The 22,001-nt window shown below is 35.7% G+C and carries 22 protein-coding genes; 5 read left to right on the forward strand and 17 right to left on the reverse strand.

Translation table 11 applies throughout. From position 1 onward, the window contains the following. Positions 1–172: 172 nt before the first annotated feature. Positions 173–781 carry a TetR/AcrR family transcriptional regulator gene (locus lgb_RS06330; RefSeq protein WP_019292736.1) on the forward strand — a complete coding sequence of 203 codons (609 nt, stop codon included), beginning with the start codon at positions 173–175 and terminating at the stop codon, positions 779–781. A gap of 103 nt (positions 782–884) precedes the next feature. Further along, a complete protein-coding gene (gene glpK / locus lgb_RS06335) occupies positions 885–2,375 on the forward strand; it encodes a glycerol kinase GlpK (protein WP_019293832.1) in 1,491 nt (496 codons plus the stop codon). A gap of 42 nt (positions 2,376–2,417) precedes the next feature. On the opposite strand, the gene nagB is transcribed toward glpK, so the two are convergent. From nagB to lgb_RS06390, 11 genes are all read right to left on the reverse strand, one after another. After that, positions 2,418–3,125, reverse strand: coding sequence for a glucosamine-6-phosphate deaminase (gene nagB / locus lgb_RS06340; RefSeq protein WP_004256319.1), 708 nt, complete (start codon positions 3,123–3,125; stop codon positions 2,418–2,420). 143 nt (positions 3,126–3,268) lie between these two features. Then, positions 3,269–4,177 (reverse strand): LCP family glycopolymer transferase, encoded by a 909-nt coding sequence (locus lgb_RS06345; RefSeq protein WP_019293833.1) that lies wholly within the window; start codon positions 4,175–4,177, stop codon positions 3,269–3,271. A gap of 10 nt (positions 4,178–4,187) precedes the next feature. Continuing rightward, positions 4,188–5,078, reverse strand: coding sequence for a phosphodiester glycosidase family protein (locus lgb_RS06350; protein ID WP_019293834.1), 891 nt, complete (start codon positions 5,076–5,078; stop codon positions 4,188–4,190). Then, entirely contained in the window at positions 5,075–6,220 is a 1,146-nt protein-coding gene (locus tag lgb_RS06355; RefSeq protein ID WP_131005684.1) for a CDP-glycerol glycerophosphotransferase family protein, read from the reverse strand. The genes lgb_RS06350 and lgb_RS06355 overlap by 4 nt, the downstream gene beginning before the upstream one ends. After that, positions 6,210–7,394, reverse strand: coding sequence for a CDP-glycerol glycerophosphotransferase family protein (locus tag lgb_RS06360; protein WP_081252682.1), 1,185 nt, complete (start codon positions 7,392–7,394; stop codon positions 6,210–6,212). Before lgb_RS06360 ends, lgb_RS06355 begins: the two co-directional genes overlap by 11 nt. Positions 7,395–7,410: 16 nt before the next feature. Then, complete coding sequence (locus lgb_RS06365; protein ID WP_019293137.1) at positions 7,411–7,845, reverse strand: hypothetical protein; 435 nt, start codon at positions 7,843–7,845, stop codon at positions 7,411–7,413. Next, positions 7,846–8,271: a glycerol-3-phosphate cytidylyltransferase gene (gene tagD, locus lgb_RS06370; RefSeq protein WP_019293136.1), complete on the reverse strand. Its 426-nt coding sequence runs from the start codon at positions 8,269–8,271 to the stop codon at positions 7,846–7,848. It abuts the gene before it with no gap. Positions 8,272–8,295: 24 nt separating this feature from the next. Continuing rightward, positions 8,296–10,350 (reverse strand): CDP-glycerol glycerophosphotransferase family protein, encoded by a 2,055-nt coding sequence (locus lgb_RS06375; RefSeq protein ID WP_019293135.1) that lies wholly within the window; start codon positions 10,348–10,350, stop codon positions 8,296–8,298. A gap of 1 nt (position 10,351) precedes the next feature. Further along, positions 10,352–11,161, reverse strand: a complete 810-nt coding sequence (locus tag lgb_RS06380) for an ABC transporter permease (protein ID WP_019293134.1) — start codon at positions 11,159–11,161, stop codon at positions 10,352–10,354. Next, positions 11,161–12,576 (reverse strand): ATP-binding cassette domain-containing protein, encoded by a 1,416-nt coding sequence (locus tag lgb_RS06385; protein WP_029345662.1) that lies wholly within the window; start codon positions 12,574–12,576, stop codon positions 11,161–11,163. The genes lgb_RS06380 and lgb_RS06385 overlap by 1 nt, the downstream gene beginning before the upstream one ends. A 93-nt stretch (positions 12,577–12,669) precedes the next feature. After that, complete coding sequence (locus lgb_RS06390) at positions 12,670–12,876, reverse strand: helix-turn-helix domain-containing protein (RefSeq protein ID WP_019293132.1); 207 nt, start codon at positions 12,874–12,876, stop codon at positions 12,670–12,672. 131 nt (positions 12,877–13,007) lie between these two features. Between lgb_RS06390 and lgb_RS06395 the strand changes: the two genes are divergently transcribed. The 3 genes from lgb_RS06395 (at position 13,008) to lgb_RS06405 (ending at position 15,254) form a co-directional block, all read left to right on the forward strand. Further along, a complete protein-coding gene (locus lgb_RS06395; protein WP_019293131.1) occupies positions 13,008–13,361 on the forward strand; it encodes a helix-turn-helix domain-containing protein in 354 nt (117 codons plus the stop codon). Positions 13,362–13,646: 285 nt separating this feature from the next. Further along, complete coding sequence (gene queA, locus lgb_RS06400) at positions 13,647–14,675, forward strand: tRNA preQ1(34) S-adenosylmethionine ribosyltransferase-isomerase QueA (protein WP_019293130.1); 1,029 nt, start codon at positions 13,647–13,649, stop codon at positions 14,673–14,675. Further along, the gene (locus tag lgb_RS06405; protein ID WP_019293129.1) at positions 14,676–15,254 is read left to right on the forward strand and encodes a hypothetical protein; all 579 of its coding nucleotides are present in this window, start codon (positions 14,676–14,678) and stop codon (positions 15,252–15,254) included. A gap of 59 nt (positions 15,255–15,313) precedes the next feature. On the opposite strand, the gene lgb_RS06410 is transcribed toward lgb_RS06405, so the two are convergent. The 6 genes from lgb_RS06410 to lgb_RS06435 all read right to left on the reverse strand — a co-directional run bounded on the left by lgb_RS06410 (position 15,314) and on the right by lgb_RS06435 (position 21,999). Further along, entirely contained in the window at positions 15,314–16,996 is a 1,683-nt protein-coding gene (locus lgb_RS06410; protein WP_249663180.1) for a hypothetical protein, read from the reverse strand. A gap of 335 nt (positions 16,997–17,331) precedes the next feature. After that, positions 17,332–17,727, reverse strand: coding sequence for an ArsC/Spx/MgsR family protein (locus lgb_RS06415; RefSeq protein ID WP_019293126.1), 396 nt, complete (start codon positions 17,725–17,727; stop codon positions 17,332–17,334). Positions 17,728–17,940: 213 nt separating this feature from the next. After that, on the reverse strand, positions 17,941–18,489 hold the full coding sequence (locus lgb_RS06420; RefSeq protein ID WP_019293125.1) for a biotin transporter BioY: 549 nt from the start codon (positions 18,487–18,489) through the stop codon (positions 17,941–17,943). 111 nt (positions 18,490–18,600) lie between these two features. Next, a complete protein-coding gene (locus tag lgb_RS06425; RefSeq protein WP_019293124.1) occupies positions 18,601–19,665 on the reverse strand; it encodes a carbamoyl phosphate synthase small subunit in 1,065 nt (354 codons plus the stop codon). A gap of 23 nt (positions 19,666–19,688) precedes the next feature. Next, complete coding sequence (locus lgb_RS06430) at positions 19,689–20,612, reverse strand: aspartate carbamoyltransferase catalytic subunit (protein ID WP_019293123.1); 924 nt, start codon at positions 20,610–20,612, stop codon at positions 19,689–19,691. Positions 20,613–20,712: 100 nt separating this feature from the next. Then, a complete protein-coding gene (locus tag lgb_RS06435; protein WP_017369180.1) occupies positions 20,713–21,999 on the reverse strand; it encodes a uracil-xanthine permease family protein in 1,287 nt (428 codons plus the stop codon). Between the last annotated feature and the right edge of the window lie 2 nt (positions 22,000–22,001).

Raw genomic sequence — 22,001 nt, forward strand, 5'->3', positions numbered from 1 at the left:
CGTCAAGTTACAAGTTAATGTCATTTAAACAACATTTAGAAGTTGCGTGTCGTTTATGTCAAAAATGTTTTACATAGCTTAAATCGGTAGAATTTATCATAAAGGACTATAATAAACAACAGATACTACTATTATGTTGTTTAACCTACAAGTAAAGGGGAAATGTATTAATATGGCTAAAATAAATGATTTACGTGTCTTAAGAACACGAAAAATGATTACACAAGCTTTCTTTTCTTTGTTAAGAAATAAAAAATTTGAAAAAATTTCCATTCAAGAAATTGCAGATGCTGCAATGATAAATCGTGCAACTTTTTATGCACATTATGCCGACAAGCAAGATCTTTATGACAGTTTAATTGATACTTTTATCATGGATTTTATCAAAATTTTAGATGAACAAAATCCTGTAGATGGAACTGATGTTTATGTCAATGATATTGAAGAGATGTTGGCGCGCTTCTACGACTTTGTACGTCAAAATCCAGAAGTAGCACAAATTGTGATAGATAAATCACAGGACCAAACGATTATTAATCGTTTTATCGAGATATTAACCGAACGTTATACCGAACTTTTTGATAAGCTGGAAATTCGAGAACACGATGTATTAGTCCCAAGTGATTTTGTCATCAGCTATATTACTTCTATCTTAGCAGGCACACTTAAATGGTGGGTTTCTTCACCGAGTACCATGAAACCGAGTGATTTTGCACATCTTATCGTTAAATTAATTTCAAATGGTCACTTGACAGTTTTAGGTGTAAATATAAAATCATAATATTCGGCTGTAAGTATTTTTGTTTTATAGTGCAGATATAGTTTTCTCCCTTCTGCTACTTCTGATATAATTAAGATAATGAGAAGTATACAAGGAGCTCTACATGCAAGCAAAATACATTATGTCAATTGACCAAGGGACAACAAGTTCTCGCGCGATAATCTTTAACAAGCAAGGACAGCACGTCGGCAGTTCACAAAAAGAGTTACAGCAGCATTTTCCTCAAGCTGGATGGGTTGAACATGATGCCAATGAGATTTGGAATTCGGTACAATCTGTTGTCTCCGAAGCACTTATCCAATCAGGCATCAAACCTGCAGAAGTCGGAGCGATTGGTATTACCAATCAACGTGAAACTACCGTTGTATGGGATAAAAAAACAGGCATGCCCATTTATAATGCAATCGTCTGGCAATCTAGACAATCGGCAGCCATAGCTGATACTTTGAAAAAAAACGGCCATTCTGAACTTATCCACCAAAAAACTGGTCTTGTTATTGACTCTTACTTTTCAGCCACTAAAATACGTTGGATTTTAGATAAGGTTGACGGCGCGCAGGAACGCGCTGAACGTGGTGAATTGCTCTTTGGTACTATTGACAGTTGGTTAGTCTGGAAATTAACCGATGGTGAAACGCATGTAACAGACTATTCTAATGCAAGCCGGACCATGCTTTTTAACATCCATAATCTCCAATGGGACCAGGATATCCTCGACCTCTTGAATATTCCGGCAGCTATGCTTCCTCGCCCCGTTTCTAATTCTGAATGCTACGGTATGACCAAGCCCTATCATTTCTTTGGCTCAGAAATAGCTATTGCAGGGATGGCTGGAGATCAACAAGCGGCTTTATTTGGCCAAATGGCTTTTGAACCGGGAATGATTAAAAGTACTTATGGTACTGGTGCCTTCATCGTCATGAACACAGGTCAAGAGGCACAACTATCCAATGATCTTTTAACCACGATTGGTTACAGTATTAATGGTCAAGTTACCTACGCTCTTGAAGGGTCCGTTTTTGTTGCTGGCTCTTCTGTCCAATGGCTCCGTGATAGTCTGAAAATGATTGATAACAGTAAAGAATCTGAAGCAGCGGCTTTGGCTTCTAACAATAATGATGAAGTCTATGTTGTACCTGCTTTTGTGGGTTTGGGTGCTCCGTATTGGGATCAGGATGCTCGTGGGGCTATCTTTGGCATTACCCGAGGAACCAGCAATAACGACATTATCAAAGCTACCTTACAAGGCATTGCTTATCAAGTCAAGGACATTATTGATGCGATGCAAGAAGATTCAGGAATTGATATTCCATTACTGAAAGTTGACGGAGGTGCAGCTAATAATAGCTATTTAATGCAGTTCCAAGCGGATATTCTAAATATTCCCGTGCAAAAAGCCAAGGATCTTGAAACGACAGCTCTTGGTGCAGCTTTCTTGGCTGGTTTAGCAGTTGGTTTTTGGAAAGACATGAAGGAAATAAAAAGCTCTTATTCAGAAGGGCAAAGCTTCCAACCTCAAATGGATGAAAAACGACGACAAACACTTCATCAGGGTTGGAAAAAAGCTGTCGAAGCAACACGTGTTTTTAAATAAAAAAAAAGATCCAGAATTCTGGACCTTTTTTTATTTATTATATTATTTGCTCAACAAGGCCGCTGCTGCTTCATCTGCAATAACAACAACATCAGCATGTTTTTGCAAGATAGATGCTGGCATATCTTCAGTGATTTCACCTTCAACCATTCCTTTAATTGCTTCTGCTTTTGATTCGCCATAAGCCATCAATACGATTGATTTAGCTGCCATGATTGAAGCGATACCCATAGAAATCGCTTGACGTGGCACATCTTCTTCGTTTTCGAAGAAACGTGCATTTGCTTTAATTGTACTTTCTTGGAGATCGACAACGTGTGTTGTTTCTTCAAATGATGTTCCAGGCTCGTTGAAACCGATATGTCCGTTTTGACCAATTCCAAGAATTTGGAAATCAATCGGATGTTCAGCAATGATTTGATCATAAGCTTTTGTTTCTGCTTCTAAATCTGCTGCTTTACCATTTGGCAAGAAATTTTCTTTGAACGGTTTTTCATTGAAAAGGTGTTTGCTCATAAAGTAACGGTAAGATTGTTCATCTGAACCATCAAGTCCAACATACTCGTCCAAGTTTACTGAAGTCATATCTGAAAAATCAAGATCTGATTTAACGATTTGGTTGTAGAATTCTACTGGAGTTGAACCTGTAGCAAGTCCAAGTGTTTTTGCTCCATTATCCATTGCTTCTTTGAGTAAGTCAAAGCCGATTTTTGCGCCTTCAAGTTGGTTTTTTACTGTGATAACTTTCATGAGAGAGTCTCCTTTTTCAAATTGGTATATACACATTATAACGCTTATTCATTTTCTTGTCAATAGGAAAGTTCAATTTTCACCCAATTTTTTATCATGAAATTATAAATAAAAACGGCTAGCTGCCGTCTTTATTTTCCTTATTATTTTAAAGTATTTTCAAATTTATTTTTGACCTTGTCTAGCGTTTCTTGGGTAACAAGTTGGGTCTTGTTTCCTGGAATTTTAGTCGCATGAACGTTTATTTTACTTACCTTAAGCGCCTTATTATAGTGTTTAACCATATTCATAAAATCTGGAAAACTGATGTTAGTATTGACAACCTCAGGGAAGCTTTTCAGAATCGCTAAAGAGTGTCGCGCAAGAACAGAAGGTTTTTTCAAATTCTCAAATGTAGCAATGGCCACATCTTGTAGTCTATCTGTATAGCCTTTCTGATCATTAGAGTTAAGCAAGCTGAGATAAGCTGAAACTTCATCTGCTTTTTTTAACTCTACAGACCCTTGCTCAAATTTGAAGCCTTTGGATACAAAAGCTGCTGTATTCTGCACAACGATTCCCCCACTAGCCTCGACCAGTTTTCCCATGTTATCAAAGTTGATTTCCACTACTTTATTAGTTTCTGTACCAAAGGTCTCATTAAACTTCTTACTGACTGCTTCTGCTCCACCCTGAGTATAACTTTGATAGAGCGTTGTTTGATCTGGAAAAACTAAAAGAGGTTGGACATTGATCAGACTTGTTTTTTTGAGCTTCGCATTTGTAGAAGTAAGGCTGGAAGTCATAAGCACTTTCTCATTATCTACATGAGCTGTTCCAAGAATTAAAGTCGTAAATGTTTCTCCTTTCTTTAAGTTTACCGGACACGCTTCTGCAAGATGCAAAGTATTAGCCTTATTGATAGCTGTTTTTGAACTTTGATAGAAGAATACTCCTAAGCCAGTAAAAATAAATATCAAGACAAGTAAAGTAATACCGATAACTTTAGGAAACTTACTCTTTTTTTTAGTAGTTATTTTTCCCCTTGACCGTCTATAAGTTTCTTCTCCCATAACTCTCTCCTTATTTAAGAATGATAAAATCATTAACTGAGCGTTGATCCTGACTCGGGTATACTACTTCACCTTTAAAGGCCATTTGACTTGATCCGCCGCCATCCATAACAACTGCGTTTTTTAAATCCAATTCTTTAAACTTATCCATAATTTGATCGTATCCTGTACTTGTATCCGAAATAATAAGGTAAAGATTATTGTGAGCATCATTGGCTATGAAAGAGTGAATCATCCAATTCACTGAACCATCATTTTTTTGAATTTCACCATCACGGATTAATACCGAACCAAAACTGAAACTCATTTGCCCACCATTTTCAATGATTGTTGAGGCGGGTACAGAAGAGTCATAGATTTGACTACTACCGTCGTTATTGATAACAAAGGCAGTGTTAGCTCTCTTATCTGAACCCCAATCCTTAAAAAGTTTTCCATTGTTCATCTGAAACCCTGTGATGTGCATAGTGCTCATATTAAAACCAGAAGCATTCATGATTAAAGTCTCAGGATATTTTTGCATAATTTCTTGCAAGGTAAAAGCCGGAGCATCAACCGAAGTTGCCGTTTTTAATACTTCGACATTGTTGGCTTTATAAATTTTAAAACTGCCCGATGAAAGATCAGTAAACTTCTTGCCCCCCTCTTTCGAGTTTAGTTTTATCGTGCGGGCTTCTCCTGTATCTTTGACAATACTTTCAGAAGACTTGACTGCTTCTTTCGAACTGTTGGAGGCAATATAACCTGACTCTTGATCAGTATGTTGTACACTTTGAGCTTGACCATGGGGTTCTTCTTGTTTTTTAGGAGTCATAATTATAAATGCAGACCAGCCTACAATTAGTAGAAGGCCAAAGCTAATAAACCAACCTAACTTCTTTCGTTTTTTTATCGTTTTCATATCTCTACTTCCCTCATATTTTTCTCTACTGTTTTTTCAGTCATAAGATCTTCAATCACCTTAAGCACACGTTCTGTCGCTTTGCCATCACAATAGTTGTAGGTTTTCTTGAAAAAGAGAGCTCTTTCCTTTTGGTAGGATGTGCTATCCGTTGCCTGGAGCGCTTGGATAAGTTCACCTTCATTAAAAGTAACCTCTCCTGGAAATTCTTGCAAGTAATCGATTGTTAAACCTGGTTTTTTAGAGTAGCTTTTAAAGTCGGGCACATAAGCGATGATGGGTTTATCAAAGACCATCCAATCCACTGCAATAGCCGAATAATCGGTTATCAAAACATCCGTGACGCAGAAAATCGAGGAGATCGGTTCTTCTTCGATGAAAAGGACATGAGGATTATTCTCATAAGCCGAACCCGAAATAAGTGGATGCGCCTTGTAGATAATGACATAATCTTCACCCAAGGCTTGGTGCACGCGCGCCAAATCAATCTTGGCTTCTTTAAAATATGTACTGATCCGTCCACGAAATGTTGGGGCATAAGTAATGACTTTTTTATTAGCCAAAACAGGATACTTTTCAAGAAGTCGTACTTTGGTGTCTTGAACAAAATGGTCATCGAAGATTTTGTCATTGTTAGGAATACCTGTAACAAGGACATTTTCTTCAGGAAGATTGAAAGCTTGGGCATATACTCCTTTGTAAAAGTCGGAGTTGGCGATAGTATAATCGTAGTTTTTAATTTCGTAATCCCTTTGGACACAGTTGCCAAAGTTTTTTAGAGCTGCAGTGGCGTGCCAAATCTCTAGGACTTTGACTTCTTTACGATGGGGAAACTTGGAAATGACAAAGTTGTTATAGTCAATGATCACCAGTTTTGAACTTTGAAGAGCGAAAAGTTGCTGGATACAAGCCAGTCCATACTGAAGTTGTCCTAGGAAAGTGGGCTGGAACTTGAAAAGTAGAGTTTTTATCTCGTATTCTTGCTTTGCGCTTAACTCATCATGCAGAATTTTGAAATCCTTGGATAGGTTATCATGCTCAAGTGAAATGAAAGTGACACGGTTTTGATGCACACGACAGAGAAAAGTGAAGGGATAGAAGAGTGCCAAAATGAAGGTTAACACGATGGATTTAAGTTTCACTAAAAACCTCACTTACAATTTTTTCACAAGCACTGCCATCATTCCACGGATTAAATCTCTCGTTAAAAGCTCGCAGCCTTTGGTAGTCAAAATAATCATCTTTAATCATTTTTAGGAGTTCTTCTTCTGTTTTTACAAAATTATTAGGTAAATCATCAGGAACTTTAAGATAAAAACCTCGTAATTCTTTAGCATAATGTCCTAGATCATACATATAAAAATAAATAGGTCTTTCCAGTTGCGCATAGTCAAAAAATACACTTGAATAATCTGTAATCAGAGCATCGCTCACTAAGTAAGCATCACTAATGTCCTGATTTGGGTCCATTAAAAACACAAAATCGCTTAAATCTTGAGGTATATGATAAGTACTACAAATCAAGTAATGCGGTTTAAATAAAACAATATACTCTTCTCCAAGCACTCTTTTCCAACTATAGAAGTTAACCTTTAATTCAAAAGTATATCCCGCATTGTTATAAGAATTATCTCGCCATGTTGGAGCATAAAGAATTATTTTTTTATTTATAGGCAAATGATACTTCTTCTTTAATTCCGAAATCCGAGCAGGATCTGGCTGCACCAAACAATCAACCCGTGGATAGCCGACATTGAGCATTTTTTGCTGTGGAAAAGCAAATGCTGTTTCAAATACATGAGCGGAAAAAGGACTAGAAGCAATAAGATAGTCCCAATGCCTGCTGTCCTTATCATAGGATTTCACCATCTGTTTGTAGCTTTGTTTACTTCTATAATAAGTGGAACCATTATCAATAATATCGTGGCCTAAACGCTTCAGAGGAACACCATGCCAAGTTTGTAAGTAGACTTGGTCCGATTTTTTATAATAATAAGGTGCCATTTTGGAGTTAAAAATCCAATATTTGGCTTTAGAAAGATAGTAAAAATATTGAAATGAGTTAAACTTAACAGTCTTTGCTCCTGCGATTGATTTCACATCCTTGAAGGCCCATACTAATTGATAATCTGAAAATTCACCTGAATTTTTAATATATTCAAAAAGATATCTGGGATTACCAGAATAAGATTTTCCCTTAAAAGACGAGAATAATATTATTTTAGAATCTGTTTTTAATGTAACACCTAAAACACAAAGGAACGGATACATTATTATTCTAATGATTAATAGTCTTATTTTGGCTAGTAAAATCAATATTTCTCCCTTTTTTTCACTTTAAAACTACTTTACTGATACTTTTAATTAACTGGTTCATTGATAAATTTGTAGAAAACTCTTCTGAAATTTCATCAAATATTTTTTGATATGTATCTGCATTTTTTACTTTACTTAAAGCTTTTAGTAAAACATAAATATCTTTTTGTTCGGTTTCTCCTAAAATTGCTAAGCTTTTAGTTATAGACCTTTCACTTAAAGTTATTAAACTACATACCTCAGGTAGTTTTTCTACTTTAGAAAACTTATTTCCTTGAAAAACATACATACTACTATCAATTTTCAAATATAAGTCGGTTGTCTTTCGATCATTAGGGTAATTATTTTGGTTTTGCTTGAATAAATAATCGACTTGCTTCAATAGTTTAATTAATTTAAGCGGATTAATGACCAAGCCTAATTTTGTTAGAATTTTTTTTATATCGTTCATTTATTCTTTAATATTAGAAATATACATTTTTCCTAAATCTTGTTTGATACTTGACGATGAAGTTTTACCACGCGGAAAATACATGATTTTCAAATCAGGAAACTGTTCTTTCAAAAAGTCAAACTTTCCTTTCCAATCATCGCCCATGGCAAAAATATCAATATCAAACATTTCAATGTAAAGAGTTTTATCATCCCAGGACTGCTCTGGTACCACAAGATCTACATAACGAACAGACTCCAATATATACTTGCGTGTCATATATTCCTGATATGCTATTTTCCCTTTTTGGGCATTGAATTCATCTGTGGAAAGCATGACGATCAGCTTGTCACCAAGATTTTTGGCATTGCGTAACATATCTACATGGCTTTCGTGGAGAATGTCGAAGGTACCTGCGACAAGGATTCTTTTTTCTTTGTTCATTTATTTCCTATAAATCTTCCGTTCTTACAACATATATTTTCTTAAGTTAAAAATATATGAAAATATTATCGATTTTCTCAACTTTCGACGTAACTTGATATTAATTTCTTTCGGCAAATGAATATTTTTATCCTTAAACTGTCTACTATTTAATTTTGCGACAATATTATATATTCTTTCTGAATTATCATGATCTATATATTCTAGTATCAACTTTTTATTTGCTCTTACAAAATTTGATTCTTTAAAATCTTGTTCAATATATTTTGATATTAAATTAATGATTAAAGTTTCAGAATAAGCAATATCTCCTAAAAAGGTATCTTCTTTTTTACGTAGAATCCCATCTTTAAAAAACAAATCAAAATCAAAGTGGTAAAAAATATTCGGTTTAGACATGAAAGTCATATCATGTGTAACAGTGGAATAATCTGTCACACACAAAGATGAATCAATGAGTAGCTGTTGGACATTAATCTGACCTAGTTCAACTACTTCTATATAAGGATTAATATTCTTTTTAAATATATCTAAGTAAGGCTGCATCCTGTAATGAGGATAAAATAATATTTCAACATTATTTTTTCTACACTTTGATATAAAATCATCGTTGTTTAACAGAGAAGTCCATCTTATAAAGTAATCAGTATTTTCAAATTTAGTTAAAGGATTAATCCATTCTCTCCATGTTGGCATGACTAGAATTTTCTTTTGCTTTATTTCTTGGTGCAATGGCAACTTATCAAATCTAGATAATCCTGTTACAAATACTTCTTTATTATCATATCCAAAAGTTTTCTCGAGAAGATTTTTTTCTTCATATGAAGATACCGTAACACCATGAAAAGGATAATCATAGAATTTTTTATGGTATTCTGCCGGTTTTCGCCCCATCACCCCGTGTTGTAAGAAAAAACGTGCAGCAGATAAATTTTTGTTAATTTTAAAAGGTAAGATATAGTCCAAATCGTGACTACCTAAAAATGCAGAAGCTTTCAATGCTAACTCATAATGTTCTTCAGAATTTTTATATACATAATTTTCATTATAACTTGCTAAATTTTTCTCATCTTCTACTCCTCTTTCAATCACATAAAAAGGATTAACCTCATCTAATTTGTTTTTCATGAGAAATTCAAAAAATGCAAACCCCGTATCTTGAGCAGTATCCGGTCTTTCTCCAATAAGCCATACAGGCAATGCATTCATTGCTTTAGTATTCATTCTATGATTCTCTTTAAGTGGAGTATTTACTTCAATCTTGAGATTACCTCGAGGAGTTAAGGTTAAGTAATAAGTTTTTGATTTATCATTTATAGTTGCAATTACTCTATCTTTTTTATAAATATAGTCCACAAAACCTAATTTTCTATAAACATATCCTTTATTTTTTTTTGCTTCTACAAAGAAGTCATATAATCCATTTTTTAAAGCATATTTTGAAAAATCTAGCTCTATTTTTCTTTCGGTATTTCTGTATTTTGTTGTTTTATTAGAATATAAAACAGTAAACGGACTCTTCGCTTTCGTATGCTTTGTTGGAAGATATATTCTTTTACCAGTACATCTTTCTATAAGCAAGATGGAAAAATCTGTTTGCTCATTATAAGTTATACCTGCATCACATGTTAATTTTACTATTTTTCCTTCAACGTCTACTTCACTAATATTTCGAATAATTTTTGCCGGCTTGATTTTTAATCTAAGATAGTCTATACCAAAAACGTTCCAATACTGATACAATTCTTTTTTGTTACTAAAGTGATTTATTTCTTGATACTGATTCTTATATTTTAGTTTAAAAATACCCTTTTTACTTTCTAAACTGAAATCAAAGATTTTAGTGTTTTTGATAATTTCGCTCATAAATGCAGAAAAAAAGACACGATATCTTATTTCTTCAAACTTTTTATACCCTTTTATTCTCCTTATTACTTTCTTATTATCATATATAATTAAATCCATAGGTTGTATGTCATTAGCTACTACTATTTCAAAATATGTTTTCCTAAAGTAAATACTTTTCAAATAAATATCTTTTTGCATTCTTACAATCTTTTCTTTCTTATTAAATTCCATCTTACAAATAATCTGAAATTCTATCTCGAATCTTCATATGCATATTGGCTCCTATTATAAGTAAAATTACGAGCAACAATATAAAGCTCACATTGTACATTCCTTTTTCCCAAAACCATGCTCTTCCAAATGCTATATCTCTAAACCCTTCAATAAGGAAATAGAAAGGGTTAATCAATTGCGATTGAATCAAAAATTGAGGAATAATTTTAAAATGATCCAATGAAAAAATGACACCTGATCCATACATTAAAAATCTAAAGATATAATTCAAAAAGAATTTAAAATCAGGAAATACAACTTCGATTGAAGAACATAAAAGTGACATTGCTAAGGAAAAAATAATCAACATGGGGAAGTAATATAATAATTGCAACCAATACATGGATGGATAGTAGCCTGAAAACATTGCAATAATTAATCCCATTCCCACCATGATGTATAATTCTGTTAAAAAGCCAAACATTGATGCTGTAGGCATAATACTTACAGGGAATTTCATTTTCGCAGTCGTTTTAAATTGTGTAGAAACACTCTTTGCTCCAGTTACAATAACATGCTGCATAAAAGAGTACACGCCCATACCAATAAACATCCAAGGCAGTGGGGGAAGACCATCTGGAGCTGAGCGGTTCATCAATACACCAAAAATAATATAGTTGATAGCAAGTTGTACTAGAGGATCCAAGATTTCCCATATGCGTCCAAACTTATTTTGCATCGACGTGCTTTTGGTACTGTATTTTGATAAATTGATAGCTATAGGAAAATATTTAATCTGCTCTCTAAGGTAAAGAATTGCATCTTTCATTATTGAATTACCCCTTCATCTGGTTGCTCTGTGGTTGCATCGGCTGCTGTTGTTGGTAAATTTATAGTTTGACCTGGTTGGATAATATTAAAATCAATTCCTGGATTAAGCGCTTGAATTGCATCCACAGTTAAGCCTTTACTTTCAGCGATACTTCCTAGCGATTCCCCCGCTTGAATCATATATGTTGTTTCCTCTGATGAACTTGTCGCTGTGTCTGCCTCGCTTGTACTTGCAACAGTTTCACTTGTGCTTAATTCCGGAGTAGATTGAGAAGTAGCATCTTCATTTTCTGAGCTTGAAGAAACATCTATAGAACTCACTGTTGTTTTATTCCTTTGTTTATTTTTACTAGATACATCCTTCGGTTTAAAAATGTTTTGTGAGAAAAATTTTACGGGGTGTTGGACTGATTTTTTCAATGTCGTGTTACTCAAAGAGACGAGAGTAATCCAGAGAAAAACCAGCATACAAAGTGCCACTACTATTTTTGAGAAGAAAGATAGTTTGTGATTGTCTTTCTTCTTTTGCAAACTTTGGGTCACTTCACGATTAACACGACGACTTTTCGAAGAACTTTGACTAATAATTTCTTTTTTTAACTCCTCAACAGAGTAATCAAATTGGGCTTGACGTTGTTCTTGTTTATAAGCTTCTTGTTCTTTTTTTGATAAGGATTTAAACCAACGGACAAACTTTTCATACTCTGGTATAACTTCCTCTGGTGTTCCATATGCCTTGACTTCTCCGTAATTCAACCAAATAACGCGATCACTCCACTCTTTAACCGTGCGCATATCATGTGAAACCATCAAGATTGTTTTCCCTTGGTCCCGAAATTCAAACATTTTCTTTTTCGATTTGTCCACAAAGGTTTTATCCCCGACAGACAGGCCTTCATCAATAATCATGATGTCTGGATCTTGATGAACCATGATAGAGAAGCCCAGTTTTGCTTTCATACCAGAGGAGTATGTTTTAACAGGTTGGTCAATAAAAGGGCCAAGTTCAGAAAAATCAATAATATCCTGCATCTTGGCTTTTATTTCCTTATTTTTCATGCCGACCATCAAGCCCTTCAGACGGATATTTTCACGTCCTGAAAGATTGTTCTGCATTCCTGCATTAGCTGCAATAATTGAAACATCTCCATTTATTTCAACTTGCCCTGTAGTTTGCGCAATTTGACCGCTAATGATATTGGAGAGTGTTGATTTCCCTGCACCATTTAGACCAATGACTCCGACGCACTCTCCTTCATGTATTTCAAAGCTTACATTACGCAATGCCCAAAAGTCTTTCTGCCTTTTTTCATTTGCCCCTATTAAAGATTTTGCTTTGTTACGTGAGTTTTTTACCGGCAACATTTCAAACTTTTTAGACAAATTTTTGGCATTTATTTTACTAACCATCACTTGTGCACCGTTCTCCTTAGTCGTTTCTTTACAATTTCAAGACATTATTTAATATTAAAATACGTTTAGAACGTATTTTGGTGTTAAATAAATTCAGTGATTTTCTGCCTTACCTAATATTATTTCATCATAAGTAATGTTAAATAAAGCCAGAATTCTTTCCAATGTTTTTTTTGATATTTGAGAAGAATCTTCTTCTAAACCGTCTAGTTCATTGACTGTCAAGTTCAATTTATCTGCCAACAACTCCTTTGACAATCCTTCTTTTTCTCTCCAACCTCTTAAGGAATTCTGTTGCATAAAAACCTCTTTCTTAATTTGATCATAAATTAACACAATTATTTTAATTATAGCACGTTATAAATGAATAATCAAGACAAAACCGAACTATTTTTCTTGATTGCGTTTGAGTTTAACGCTATAATAAATATATGGATACTCAAGAACATCGTGCTATTATTGCAGCTAATATTAAAAAGTATCTTCAGATGAGTGGTATAAAGCAGAAAGATTTTGCTTCTAAAATCGGGATTGTTCCTTCTACTTTGTCAGATTACCTTAATATGCGAATCACACCTTCACAAGGTGTAATTCAAAAAATGGCAGATATTTTGGGAGTTGAAAAGTCTGATATTGATACTACCTATAAAAACAAACTCTCTCTCAATCTTGACAGACTAATTGATGAGGCTCTTTTCTATAAAAAAGAAGTAATTGAAGAGAAAGATCGTGAATTTTTAAAACGAACACTTGATGCTTATTTTCAATGTAAAAATAAGCATTAAGCTGGGAAAGCAAAAAAACTATCTCAACAAGGTAGTTTTTTTATGCGTAATAATTGTACTAATTGATAGATTCTTCTAAAAAGAAACAGGATTAATCTAAGCTTTCCATTTGTGATATAATATTGTAGTTATCTGTTCTCTACTTCTCGATAGAAAGAAAGTAGAAATTTTTACATTAAGGGTTAGTACTTAAGAGTAGAGTTTTTTTCTTTGAAAAGCTTTATATTTTCATTTTCCCTCAATATAGACAAATTAAAAATTGTAGAAAGTAGTAGAAAATATATTTTGAATATTAATGATTTTGATTTTAACTTACCAGAAGAACTTATCGCCCAAACACCTCTTGAAAAGCGTTCTGAGTCACGCCTTTTAGTCTTGGATAAAGAAAACCATTCAATGGAAGATAAACACTTCTATGATATTGTGGATGAGCTTAATCCTGGCGATGCTCTTGTTCTCAATAATACACGTGTCCTTCCTGCACGTCTCTATGGCGTTAAGCCAGAAACTCAAGGACATGTTGAACTTCTCCTTCTTAAGAACACTGAAGGTGATCGGTGGGAAACTTTAGCTAAGCCAGCAAAACGGATGCGTATTGGTCAAGAACTTTCTTTTGGTGATGGACGTTTAAAAGCAACCGTGGTTGAAGAATTGGAACACGGCGGACGTATCGTTGAATTTAGTTACGATGGTATCTTCCTGGAAGTTTTAGAAAGTTTAGGCGAAATGCCACTTCCGCCTTATATTCATGAAAAACTAGAAGATCAAGAACGTTATCAAACCGTCTTTGCAAAAGAAAACGGATCAGCTGCAGCACCAACTGCCGGCTTACACTACACACCTGAGCTATTAGACAAGATTCGTGCTAAAGGTGTTCATATTGTGGAACTTACTTTGCATGTAGGCTTGGGTACTTTCCGACCAGTGAGCGTTGATAATATTGAAGAACATCATATGCATAGTGAGTTCTATCAATTGTCTGAAGAAGCTGCGGCAACACTTCGTGCTGTTAAAGCCTCTGGTCATCGTGTAATTGCTTGTGGTACAACCTCTATCCGTACATTAGAAACGATTGGAACAAAATTTGATGGAGATATTCAAGCAGATTCTGGATGGACAGATATCTTTATCAAACCTGGCTATCAATGGAAAGTCGTTGATGCTTTCAATACTAACTTCCACTTGCCAAAATCAACACTTGTTATGCTGGTTGCTGCTTTTGCGGGGCAAGATTTTATCCTTGAAGCTTACCAACATGCAATTGATGAGCACTATCGCTTCTTCAGCTTTGGCGATGCGATGTTCGTAAAATAAATGAGTTTTCTTAATTTAGCACTCACTAAGGATTTTATTTCTGTGCTTTCAGATGGGCAAATTACCGAAAATGATCAAGCTATTCGTACGCATTTTAAAAAATTTTATGTGAGTCCCAATGGCTTTTTAGTCGGGATTACAGGTTTTCATAAGATAAGTGAAGAAATTCTGGTACAACTCCATTATCAACCGCAACTCATGCCCTTAGAAGCTCAGGAATTTCTTCTCAGCGCATTGCTCCGCTATAAGGACAAACGCTACGGTTTAACTAAAAAAGTAGCTTACAATGCTGTAATTGCCTTCTTTAGTGATGGGCAGCCACAAGCAAGAACCTATCATATTGAAGAAGGAATACTTTCAACGAAGGACTATCTTGGTTCAAGTTTAATTTCCTTTCCTCCTGATGATATTGACTTTGATCCTAATAAGCTGGTTAGCACTTATCTAAAAGATGGGCAATCTCTCCTACCTAAGATACAGTTGTTGCAGCGTAACGCCCTTTACCGGATTGCAGAAAACTCAAAGACTGTCAATAAAACAGTCTTCCAAGAAGTGATAAAAAAAGAGCCTCAGTCTTAATATTCTTATTAAGATTGAGGCTCTTTATTTTTTAGAAATTTTATAACGTGATACGAAGATTACAGTGCTTGATGAATAATGAGAGCAGGTCGAACACCACCTGAATCTACAGCTCCTAAATGTCTTGGTGGATGCCCTGTGAGATTACCACCTGGATTTCGAAGTGCTACATGGTCCGCCCCAGTAGCTACCTGCCAAGCTGTGTGGGGCGCCCCTGTTGTGCGCAACCACCACCAACCTATTGTAGTGAAGAGCGAACGCTCTGATAGGTTACGAAAACCTAGCCCTGGTCCAGATAGACGATTAACATCTGCCAATGATAGGGCAAAGGCACGCTCAATCCCGTTAGGAACAAGCTTTGTTTCATCTGCCGCAACAGCTGGTGGAAGTGTTTGAGCACGAAAATGCATTGTATCCAATTCTGCCTCTACTTGTGTTACACCATCAGAGGGAAAACTTTGAGCCACAGGTGCAACGATAGTTTTAATTTCACTGTTAAGTTCCTTTTCATACCAACTTTCTAATCGCTCTTCTTGGGCATTAAAGGTCGTATATCTCAACGTATCATTGAGAATAATCAGATGGTTGCCTTCCCCCATATTTTCAAGATATCGGAATTCATGTCCCGCCATAGTGAAGATGCGCCCTGGATTCATGGTTTCAAAATTAAAATCATTGACATGTGAATCAACATCGGAATCTGGGTTGTCATCTGCTTTGTCCACTGCATTATTACGTATACCTTTCAGTAATTTGCCTACACCACCACCATAGCCTTCTGTCGGTTCATCTTTAAATCGAAAATTTCCTAGTCCAATGAGCTCACTTTGTACATCAATAGCATAGTAATACCTGACCAAACTTACATCTTTACTCAGAACCCCCCTTTTGGCTTCGTCCAAAAAATAAGAAGTCGCACGACCTCGATGAAGCTGACTAGCCCAATACGCCCAACCTGTTTCATGGTCAACCACCCAGAAATTACCAATTTTTTCTTCATCTGGCAATTCATTCTCCCAATTATGTAAAGTCATCGGAGGTCTATCCTCAGGTAAAACTCCTCTAGTCGGATTAAGGGGGACGTCACCAATAATCCAGTCTTCATTGTTTTCGACAAAAAAACCAATAGTAAATCCAGGTCCAACACGGTGATTCCAGTAACCATCTGTTCCGTCTCCTGGATGCTTTCGACCATCTGTATTTGCATCAGTAGCGCCCCCACCGATAACATAGTCACGCGCATGTCCAGCAGCAGCAGTAATATTACTTTGAGGGTCACGGTTAAAGGTACGCAAATACCAAGGCGTATTATTGTTTCCTTCTTTCCAGCCGAAGTACAAGTCTGTGTAATGCTCAAAATAGTTGGAATTGTCGTTATCTGCTCGAACATTAATATCGTTTAAGCTGGGCTTCCATATTGTCCAAGATTCTATATTACTCCTAGAAGTGTTAGGGACAAGCGGTTTAACAGCTGTTTCTCCACGCTTTTTTATTTCCATGTACTCAGCCAAACGAATCCTTACCATAATCGGGTGCTCACTATAGTTTTCAACAAAAACATCTTTATTTCCAGTATCGCGATTATAATAGTCATGCACTCGTCCTCCTACAAAAGTATTATCCCCATCACGATCATTAAGCACGCGTTGATTAAAGTTGCTAAAAGCAAAAGCACCACTGATTAAAAGAACCAAAGTCAAAACTGCAATATTAACTATTCTTTTTTTGTGTTCCTTGTTCATCTAATATCCCCTTGTATATTTCAGTATATGAAAAAACATTAAGAATTCGCACCATAAATTACAAAATACCACTTACTTCTCGCTATGTTTTCATTTATATGTATATCATAATTTAATTTTAACTTAATACACATAAAATCCAAAATAATATTATAAAACAACCTGTTCAAGCGAACAGGTTGTCATTTTACCCATATCCACGGGATAATATGCCAAATAAATCCCAATAAGATTGAGAACATAATAATAAACAAGATATAAACAAAATATTCCATACCTTCTTCTACTTTTTTCCAAAACTTTTTCATTTGTTCGTTCCAATTCTCTATTTACTTCTAGATAAATCCCTGGTCTGTAGCTAGTTCTAACCGTCGGTACTCTCTTGGGAAGAATTGACGTAAATCATCCATGTTATAACCAACTTGGACTTTATTCTCATCTAAAACTATCGGTGAACGAAGTAGGTATGCATTCCGAGATAAATATTCTAGACCTTCGTCCAGATTCATTTCTAAAAGCATTTCTAAACTATTCTGTGTCTGTGGATTACTCATGCTCGACCGTTTAGTAATCGTCTCAATTCCTCCATCCATATAAGACAAAATTTTTTGCAAGTCTTGCTTAGAGATTTCACCTATTCTTTTCATATCTACATTTATTTTATACTTTTCAAACCATGACTTTGCTTTTTGGCTAGAACCACAGCCTTGTCTATAGTAAAATTTAATCATACTTTCCTCCTGTATTCTTTAAATAAGAAAATAGGAAGTGACTTATTTTTCTGTACAATGAGACTCTTCCGATATTTTTGAGTTATTTTATTTCTCATAATAAAAATTATATATTAATTCAATGAGAAAATAAGATAAAGCTTGGCAAATACAAAGCACCTTTCTTTATCTAAAAAAGCTTTCCTAATTAATTGGAAAGCTTTTTATAAATTATTATTTGGAAAAATATGGATTGGTTTTAAAAAGAACATCCAGAAGTGCAACACTAACTGCTGCTACAATCATCGCCTTAATAATTGCTCCTAAAATAAAAGGAGCAAAACCAATACCAAAGGCTGTTCCCCAAGGTGCACCAATAAAGAATTTCAGCCATACGGTACCAAGTACAAGAATCAAAAACTGAGCTAGAAGATTTGTCAATAAAATAGAGAAAAATTTGCGTTGAGTCTTCTGTAAAAAGTACGAAAGGAGAGGTGCTACGAGTACAAAGGAGAATAAAAATCCACCTGTTGGACCAAATAAAGCGCCAATTCCTGATCCTCCTCCTGCATAAACGGGCAAACCAACTGCTCCTAAAACGAGGTAAATCAGTAATGCAAAAAAGCTCTCACGAGGCTGTAGCAGCGTTGCAATAAGCCCAATAGCTAAAGTTTGAAGTGTTATGGGTACAATCCCCACAGGTATAGCCAAAGGAGAAAGTACTGCAATAATCGCGGCTCCTAAAGCGATCAGAGTAATAGAATATGTTTTAGAAATTTTCATAAAAATGTCCTTTTTGTTTTATAGATAAAATTATATCAACTTTTATAAAAGAATACAATCTTAAACTTTATGATTTATTAAAAAAACAGCCTTTTCAGCTGTTTTTTAATTTTAATATTTATCCATCATATCCATAAAGTCATCAAATAAATAACTTGCATCATGTGGCCCAGGAGCCGCATCTGGGTGAAATTGCACCGAAAAGGCTGGATAGCGTTTGTGACGTACTCCTTCAATGGATGCATCGTTTATTTCTACATGGGTAACCAAAAGATCTTCTGGTAGATCATCTGCGGACACAGCATAACCATGATTTTGGCTAGTAAAGTCAATTCGACCTGTTGCAATTTCTCTAACAGCATGGTTAAAGCCACGATGGCCAAATTTCATTTTATAAGTTGTTGCACCATTTGCAAGACTGAAGAGTTGGTGCCCCAAACAAATTCCAAAAATCGGAACTTTACCTTGAATCTGTTGAATCATTGTTACAGCTTCTGGTACATCTGTTGGATCCCCAGGTCCATTAGTGAGCATGACGCCATCTGGATTCATCTCTAAAATTTCTTCCGCAGTCGTACTATGGGGTACGACAGTAATGTCGCAATGTCTTTTTGATAATTCACGTAAAATTGAATGTTTAAGACCAAAGTCAACAACGACTACTTTTCTTCCCGTATTTGGGGAAGAGTATGCTGTTAAAGTGCTGCTTTTTTCCACTTGATTATTAGGTAAAACAGTTGCTTTAAGTTGACTCATTTGGTGCTCTATTTCATCTTTAGCATTAACCAAAGCAGCCTTCATAGTGCCATGTTGACGTATAATTTTCGTAAGAGCCCGGGTATCAATACCTGAAATCCCAGGGATATTTTTTGCTTCTAAGAATTCATCCAGTGACATCTGCATACGCCAGTTTGATGGACGGCGTGCTGCTTCACTCACCACGACTGCTTTACAGCTTGGATGAATTGATTCGTAGTCGTCTCGATTAACTCCATAATTTCCAACCAATGGATAAGTAAATGTCAAGATTTGTCCATTATAAGATTGGTCAGTGATGGATTCTTGATAACCGGTCATTCCAGTACTAAAAACAAGTTCTCCAGTGATATCTGTATTGGCACCAATTGCTTGCCCTTCAAAAATGGTTCCATCTTCTAATATTAACAGTCGCTTCATAGATTCCTCCAATAATTCTTCGCTTAGTCGCGTAATACTGCTTCTAAAATAGCCATACGAGTGTAAACACCGTTGGTCATTTGTTGGACGATACGGCTTTTCGCACATTCTACTAAGCTATCCGCAATTTCAACATCACGATTTACTGGCGCAGGGTGCATAATAATAGCTGTATCACGCAGTTTTTCGGCACGATCTACGGTTAAACCATAGCGTTCATGATAATCTTCTTTGGAAATAATATCTCCAGCTGTATGGCGTTCGTATTGAACACGGAGTAACATATGCACATCAAGTTCTGGGAGGATATCATCTAGATGCGCATAACTACCATAAGCACCGAATTCTTCTTCCTTGTACCATTTTTCAGGTCCAGTGAAATAGATTTGAGCCCCTAATTTCTGAAGCATCATCATATTTGATTTGGCAACACGAGAATGAGTTAAATCACCAGAGATGGCAATTTTTAAACCTTCAAATTTCCCAAATTCTTCGTAAATCGTCATCAAATCCAGCAAACATTGGCTTGGATGTTGTCCACTTCCATCACCACCATTTACAATGGCACAATGGATATTATCTGAATTGATCAACTGATCGTAGTAATGTTCCTCAGAAGAGCGAATCACACAAACTTCAACGCCAAGTGCGTCTAAAGTTAAAATTGTATCGTACAGTGTCTCACCTTTGCTCAACGCACTTGTTCCAACATCAAATTCAAGCACATCTAAGCCTAATTTACGTTCAGCGATATGAAAAGAGTTATGTGTTCGTGTGCTGTTTTCAAAGAACAGATTAGAAGTGAAAATTTGACGATTATTTTCAAATTTTGCTGTTCCCTTCTTAAACTCGGAAGCACGTTTAATCAAAGCCATAACTTCTTCTGTTGACAACACTTCCATGCTTGTTAAATGTGACAAGCTTACTAAACCATTTGTTACTGACATTATAGGTCTCCTTTACCCTAATCATGCTCTCTCTGTAGCATGATTTTTAAAAATGTTAATGAACGACTGTGATTTGTCCTTTGATGAGCAAATCGCTATATTAAGCTTCCTCTGGTAAAACCAGATTAAGCACAATACCAATAATTGTTGCAATAGCTACAGATGAAATTTGTAGATTTTGCGTGATATCAAGAACCATACCTCCGATACCAATAACCAGTACGACACTTGAAATTAACAAGTTACGTTTGATATCAAAGTTGATTTTATTTTCAACAATAATTTTCAAACCACTCGCTGCAATAACTCCGAAGAGGGCGATGGAAGCTCCACCGATAACTGGACTTGGGATAGAAGTTAGCAAAGCTGTCAATTTCCCAATAAAGCTGACTACTACCGCAAGAACAGCGGCACCGGCGATAACATAAATCGAATGTATCTTCGTAATAGCCATAACACCGATGTTTTCACCATATGAAGTTACTGGTGGCGCACCAATAAATGAAGCAATAACTTGTGCTACCCCATCACCTGCTAAAGTACGGTCAAGTCCTGGTTCTTTAAAATAATCCTTGCCTGTCAAGGAATTCAAAACCATAATATGTCCAAAGTGCTCTGTCATTGTGACAAAGGCGATAGGTGCCATCGTCAAGATTGCAGACGGATAAAAGGCCCATTTATAACTTAGGAATGGTATTTCCATTGTAGGAAGCGAGAGCCAACTTGCCTGGGAAACATTTGAAAAGTCCACAATGCTTTGACCAGTTACTTTCCCAATGATGATGGCTGCGATATATCCGGTGACAATACCGAGCAAAATCGGAACTACAGATAGGAAGCCTTTACCATAGATACTGAAAATAACGATTGCCATGACAGTAATCATAGAAATAGCTAAGAAAGGCAAACTATATCCTGTCATCGCTCCTGGATTAGTATACATAGAGTCATTGATAGCTACAGGCGCCAAGGAAAGACCGATGACCATAACGATTGGACCCACAACGATAGGTGGTAAAACTCGGTCAATCCAGCCTTGCCCAGCAAAGCGAACAATAATGGCAACAAGTAAGTAAACTAAACCACCCGTTAAAGCCCCTTGAGCAATTGCTGGCATTCCACCTTGCTTCATCAGAAGTTGCATTGCCCCAATGTAAGCAAAACTTGAACCCATATAAGCTGGGACTTTAAACCGTGTCACTGACATGTGTGCTAAAGTTCCTAAACCAGAACTAAGCAAGGCAATTGCAGGATCAATACCTACGAGGATTGGAACTAAAACTGTTGATCCAAACATGGCAAAAAGATGCTGGAAAGAAAGGCCAAACCATTGACCACCTTTCGGTTTTTCGTCAACTTTTAAAAGAATATCTGTATTGCTGGACACGA

It is taken from the genome of Lactococcus petauri (assembly GCF_023499275.1).
Classification (GTDB): domain Bacteria; phylum Bacillota; class Bacilli; order Lactobacillales; family Streptococcaceae; genus Lactococcus; species Lactococcus petauri.

Bases quoted from the DNA above. Each gene is read 5' to 3' on its own strand.
- glpK (WP_019293832.1), top strand. From the start codon at position 885: ATGCAAGCAAAATACATTATGTCAATTGACCAAGGGACAACAAGTTCT.
- lgb_RS06350 (WP_019293834.1), bottom strand. From the start codon at position 5,078: ATGAAAACGATAAAAAAACGAAAGAAGTTAGGTTGGTTTATTAGCTTT.
- lgb_RS06415 (WP_019293126.1), bottom strand. From the start codon at position 17,727: ATGATTAAATTTTACTATAGACAAGGCTGTGGTTCTAGCCAAAAAGCA.
- tagD (WP_019293136.1), bottom strand. From the start codon at position 8,271: ATGAACAAAGAAAAAAGAATCCTTGTCGCAGGTACCTTCGACATTCTC.
- lgb_RS06430 (WP_019293123.1), bottom strand. From the start codon at position 20,612: ATGTCAGTAACAAATGGTTTAGTAAGCTTGTCACATTTAACAAGCATG.
- lgb_RS06410 (WP_249663180.1), bottom strand. From the start codon at position 16,996: ATGAACAAGGAACACAAAAAAAGAATAGTTAATATTGCAGTTTTGACT.
- lgb_RS06395 (WP_019293131.1), top strand. From the start codon at position 13,008: ATGGATACTCAAGAACATCGTGCTATTATTGCAGCTAATATTAAAAAG.
- lgb_RS06390 (WP_019293132.1), bottom strand. From the start codon at position 12,876: ATGCAACAGAATTCCTTAAGAGGTTGGAGAGAAAAAGAAGGATTGTCA.
- nagB (WP_004256319.1), bottom strand. From the start codon at position 3,125: ATGAAAGTTATCACAGTAAAAAACCAACTTGAAGGCGCAAAAATCGGC.
- lgb_RS06425 (WP_019293124.1), bottom strand. From the start codon at position 19,665: ATGAAGCGACTGTTAATATTAGAAGATGGAACCATTTTTGAAGGGCAA.
- lgb_RS06365 (WP_019293137.1), bottom strand. From the start codon at position 7,845: ATGAACGATATAAAAAAAATTCTAACAAAATTAGGCTTGGTCATTAAT.
- lgb_RS06420 (WP_019293125.1), bottom strand. From the start codon at position 18,489: ATGAAAATTTCTAAAACATATTCTATTACTCTGATCGCTTTAGGAGCC.
- lgb_RS06330 (WP_019292736.1), top strand. From the start codon at position 173: ATGGCTAAAATAAATGATTTACGTGTCTTAAGAACACGAAAAATGATT.
- lgb_RS06405 (WP_019293129.1), top strand. From the start codon at position 14,676: ATGAGTTTTCTTAATTTAGCACTCACTAAGGATTTTATTTCTGTGCTT.
- lgb_RS06345 (WP_019293833.1), bottom strand. From the start codon at position 4,177: ATGGGAGAAGAAACTTATAGACGGTCAAGGGGAAAAATAACTACTAAA.
- lgb_RS06380 (WP_019293134.1), bottom strand. From the start codon at position 11,161: ATGAAAGATGCAATTCTTTACCTTAGAGAGCAGATTAAATATTTTCCT.
- lgb_RS06375 (WP_019293135.1), bottom strand. From the start codon at position 10,350: ATGGAATTTAATAAGAAAGAAAAGATTGTAAGAATGCAAAAAGATATT.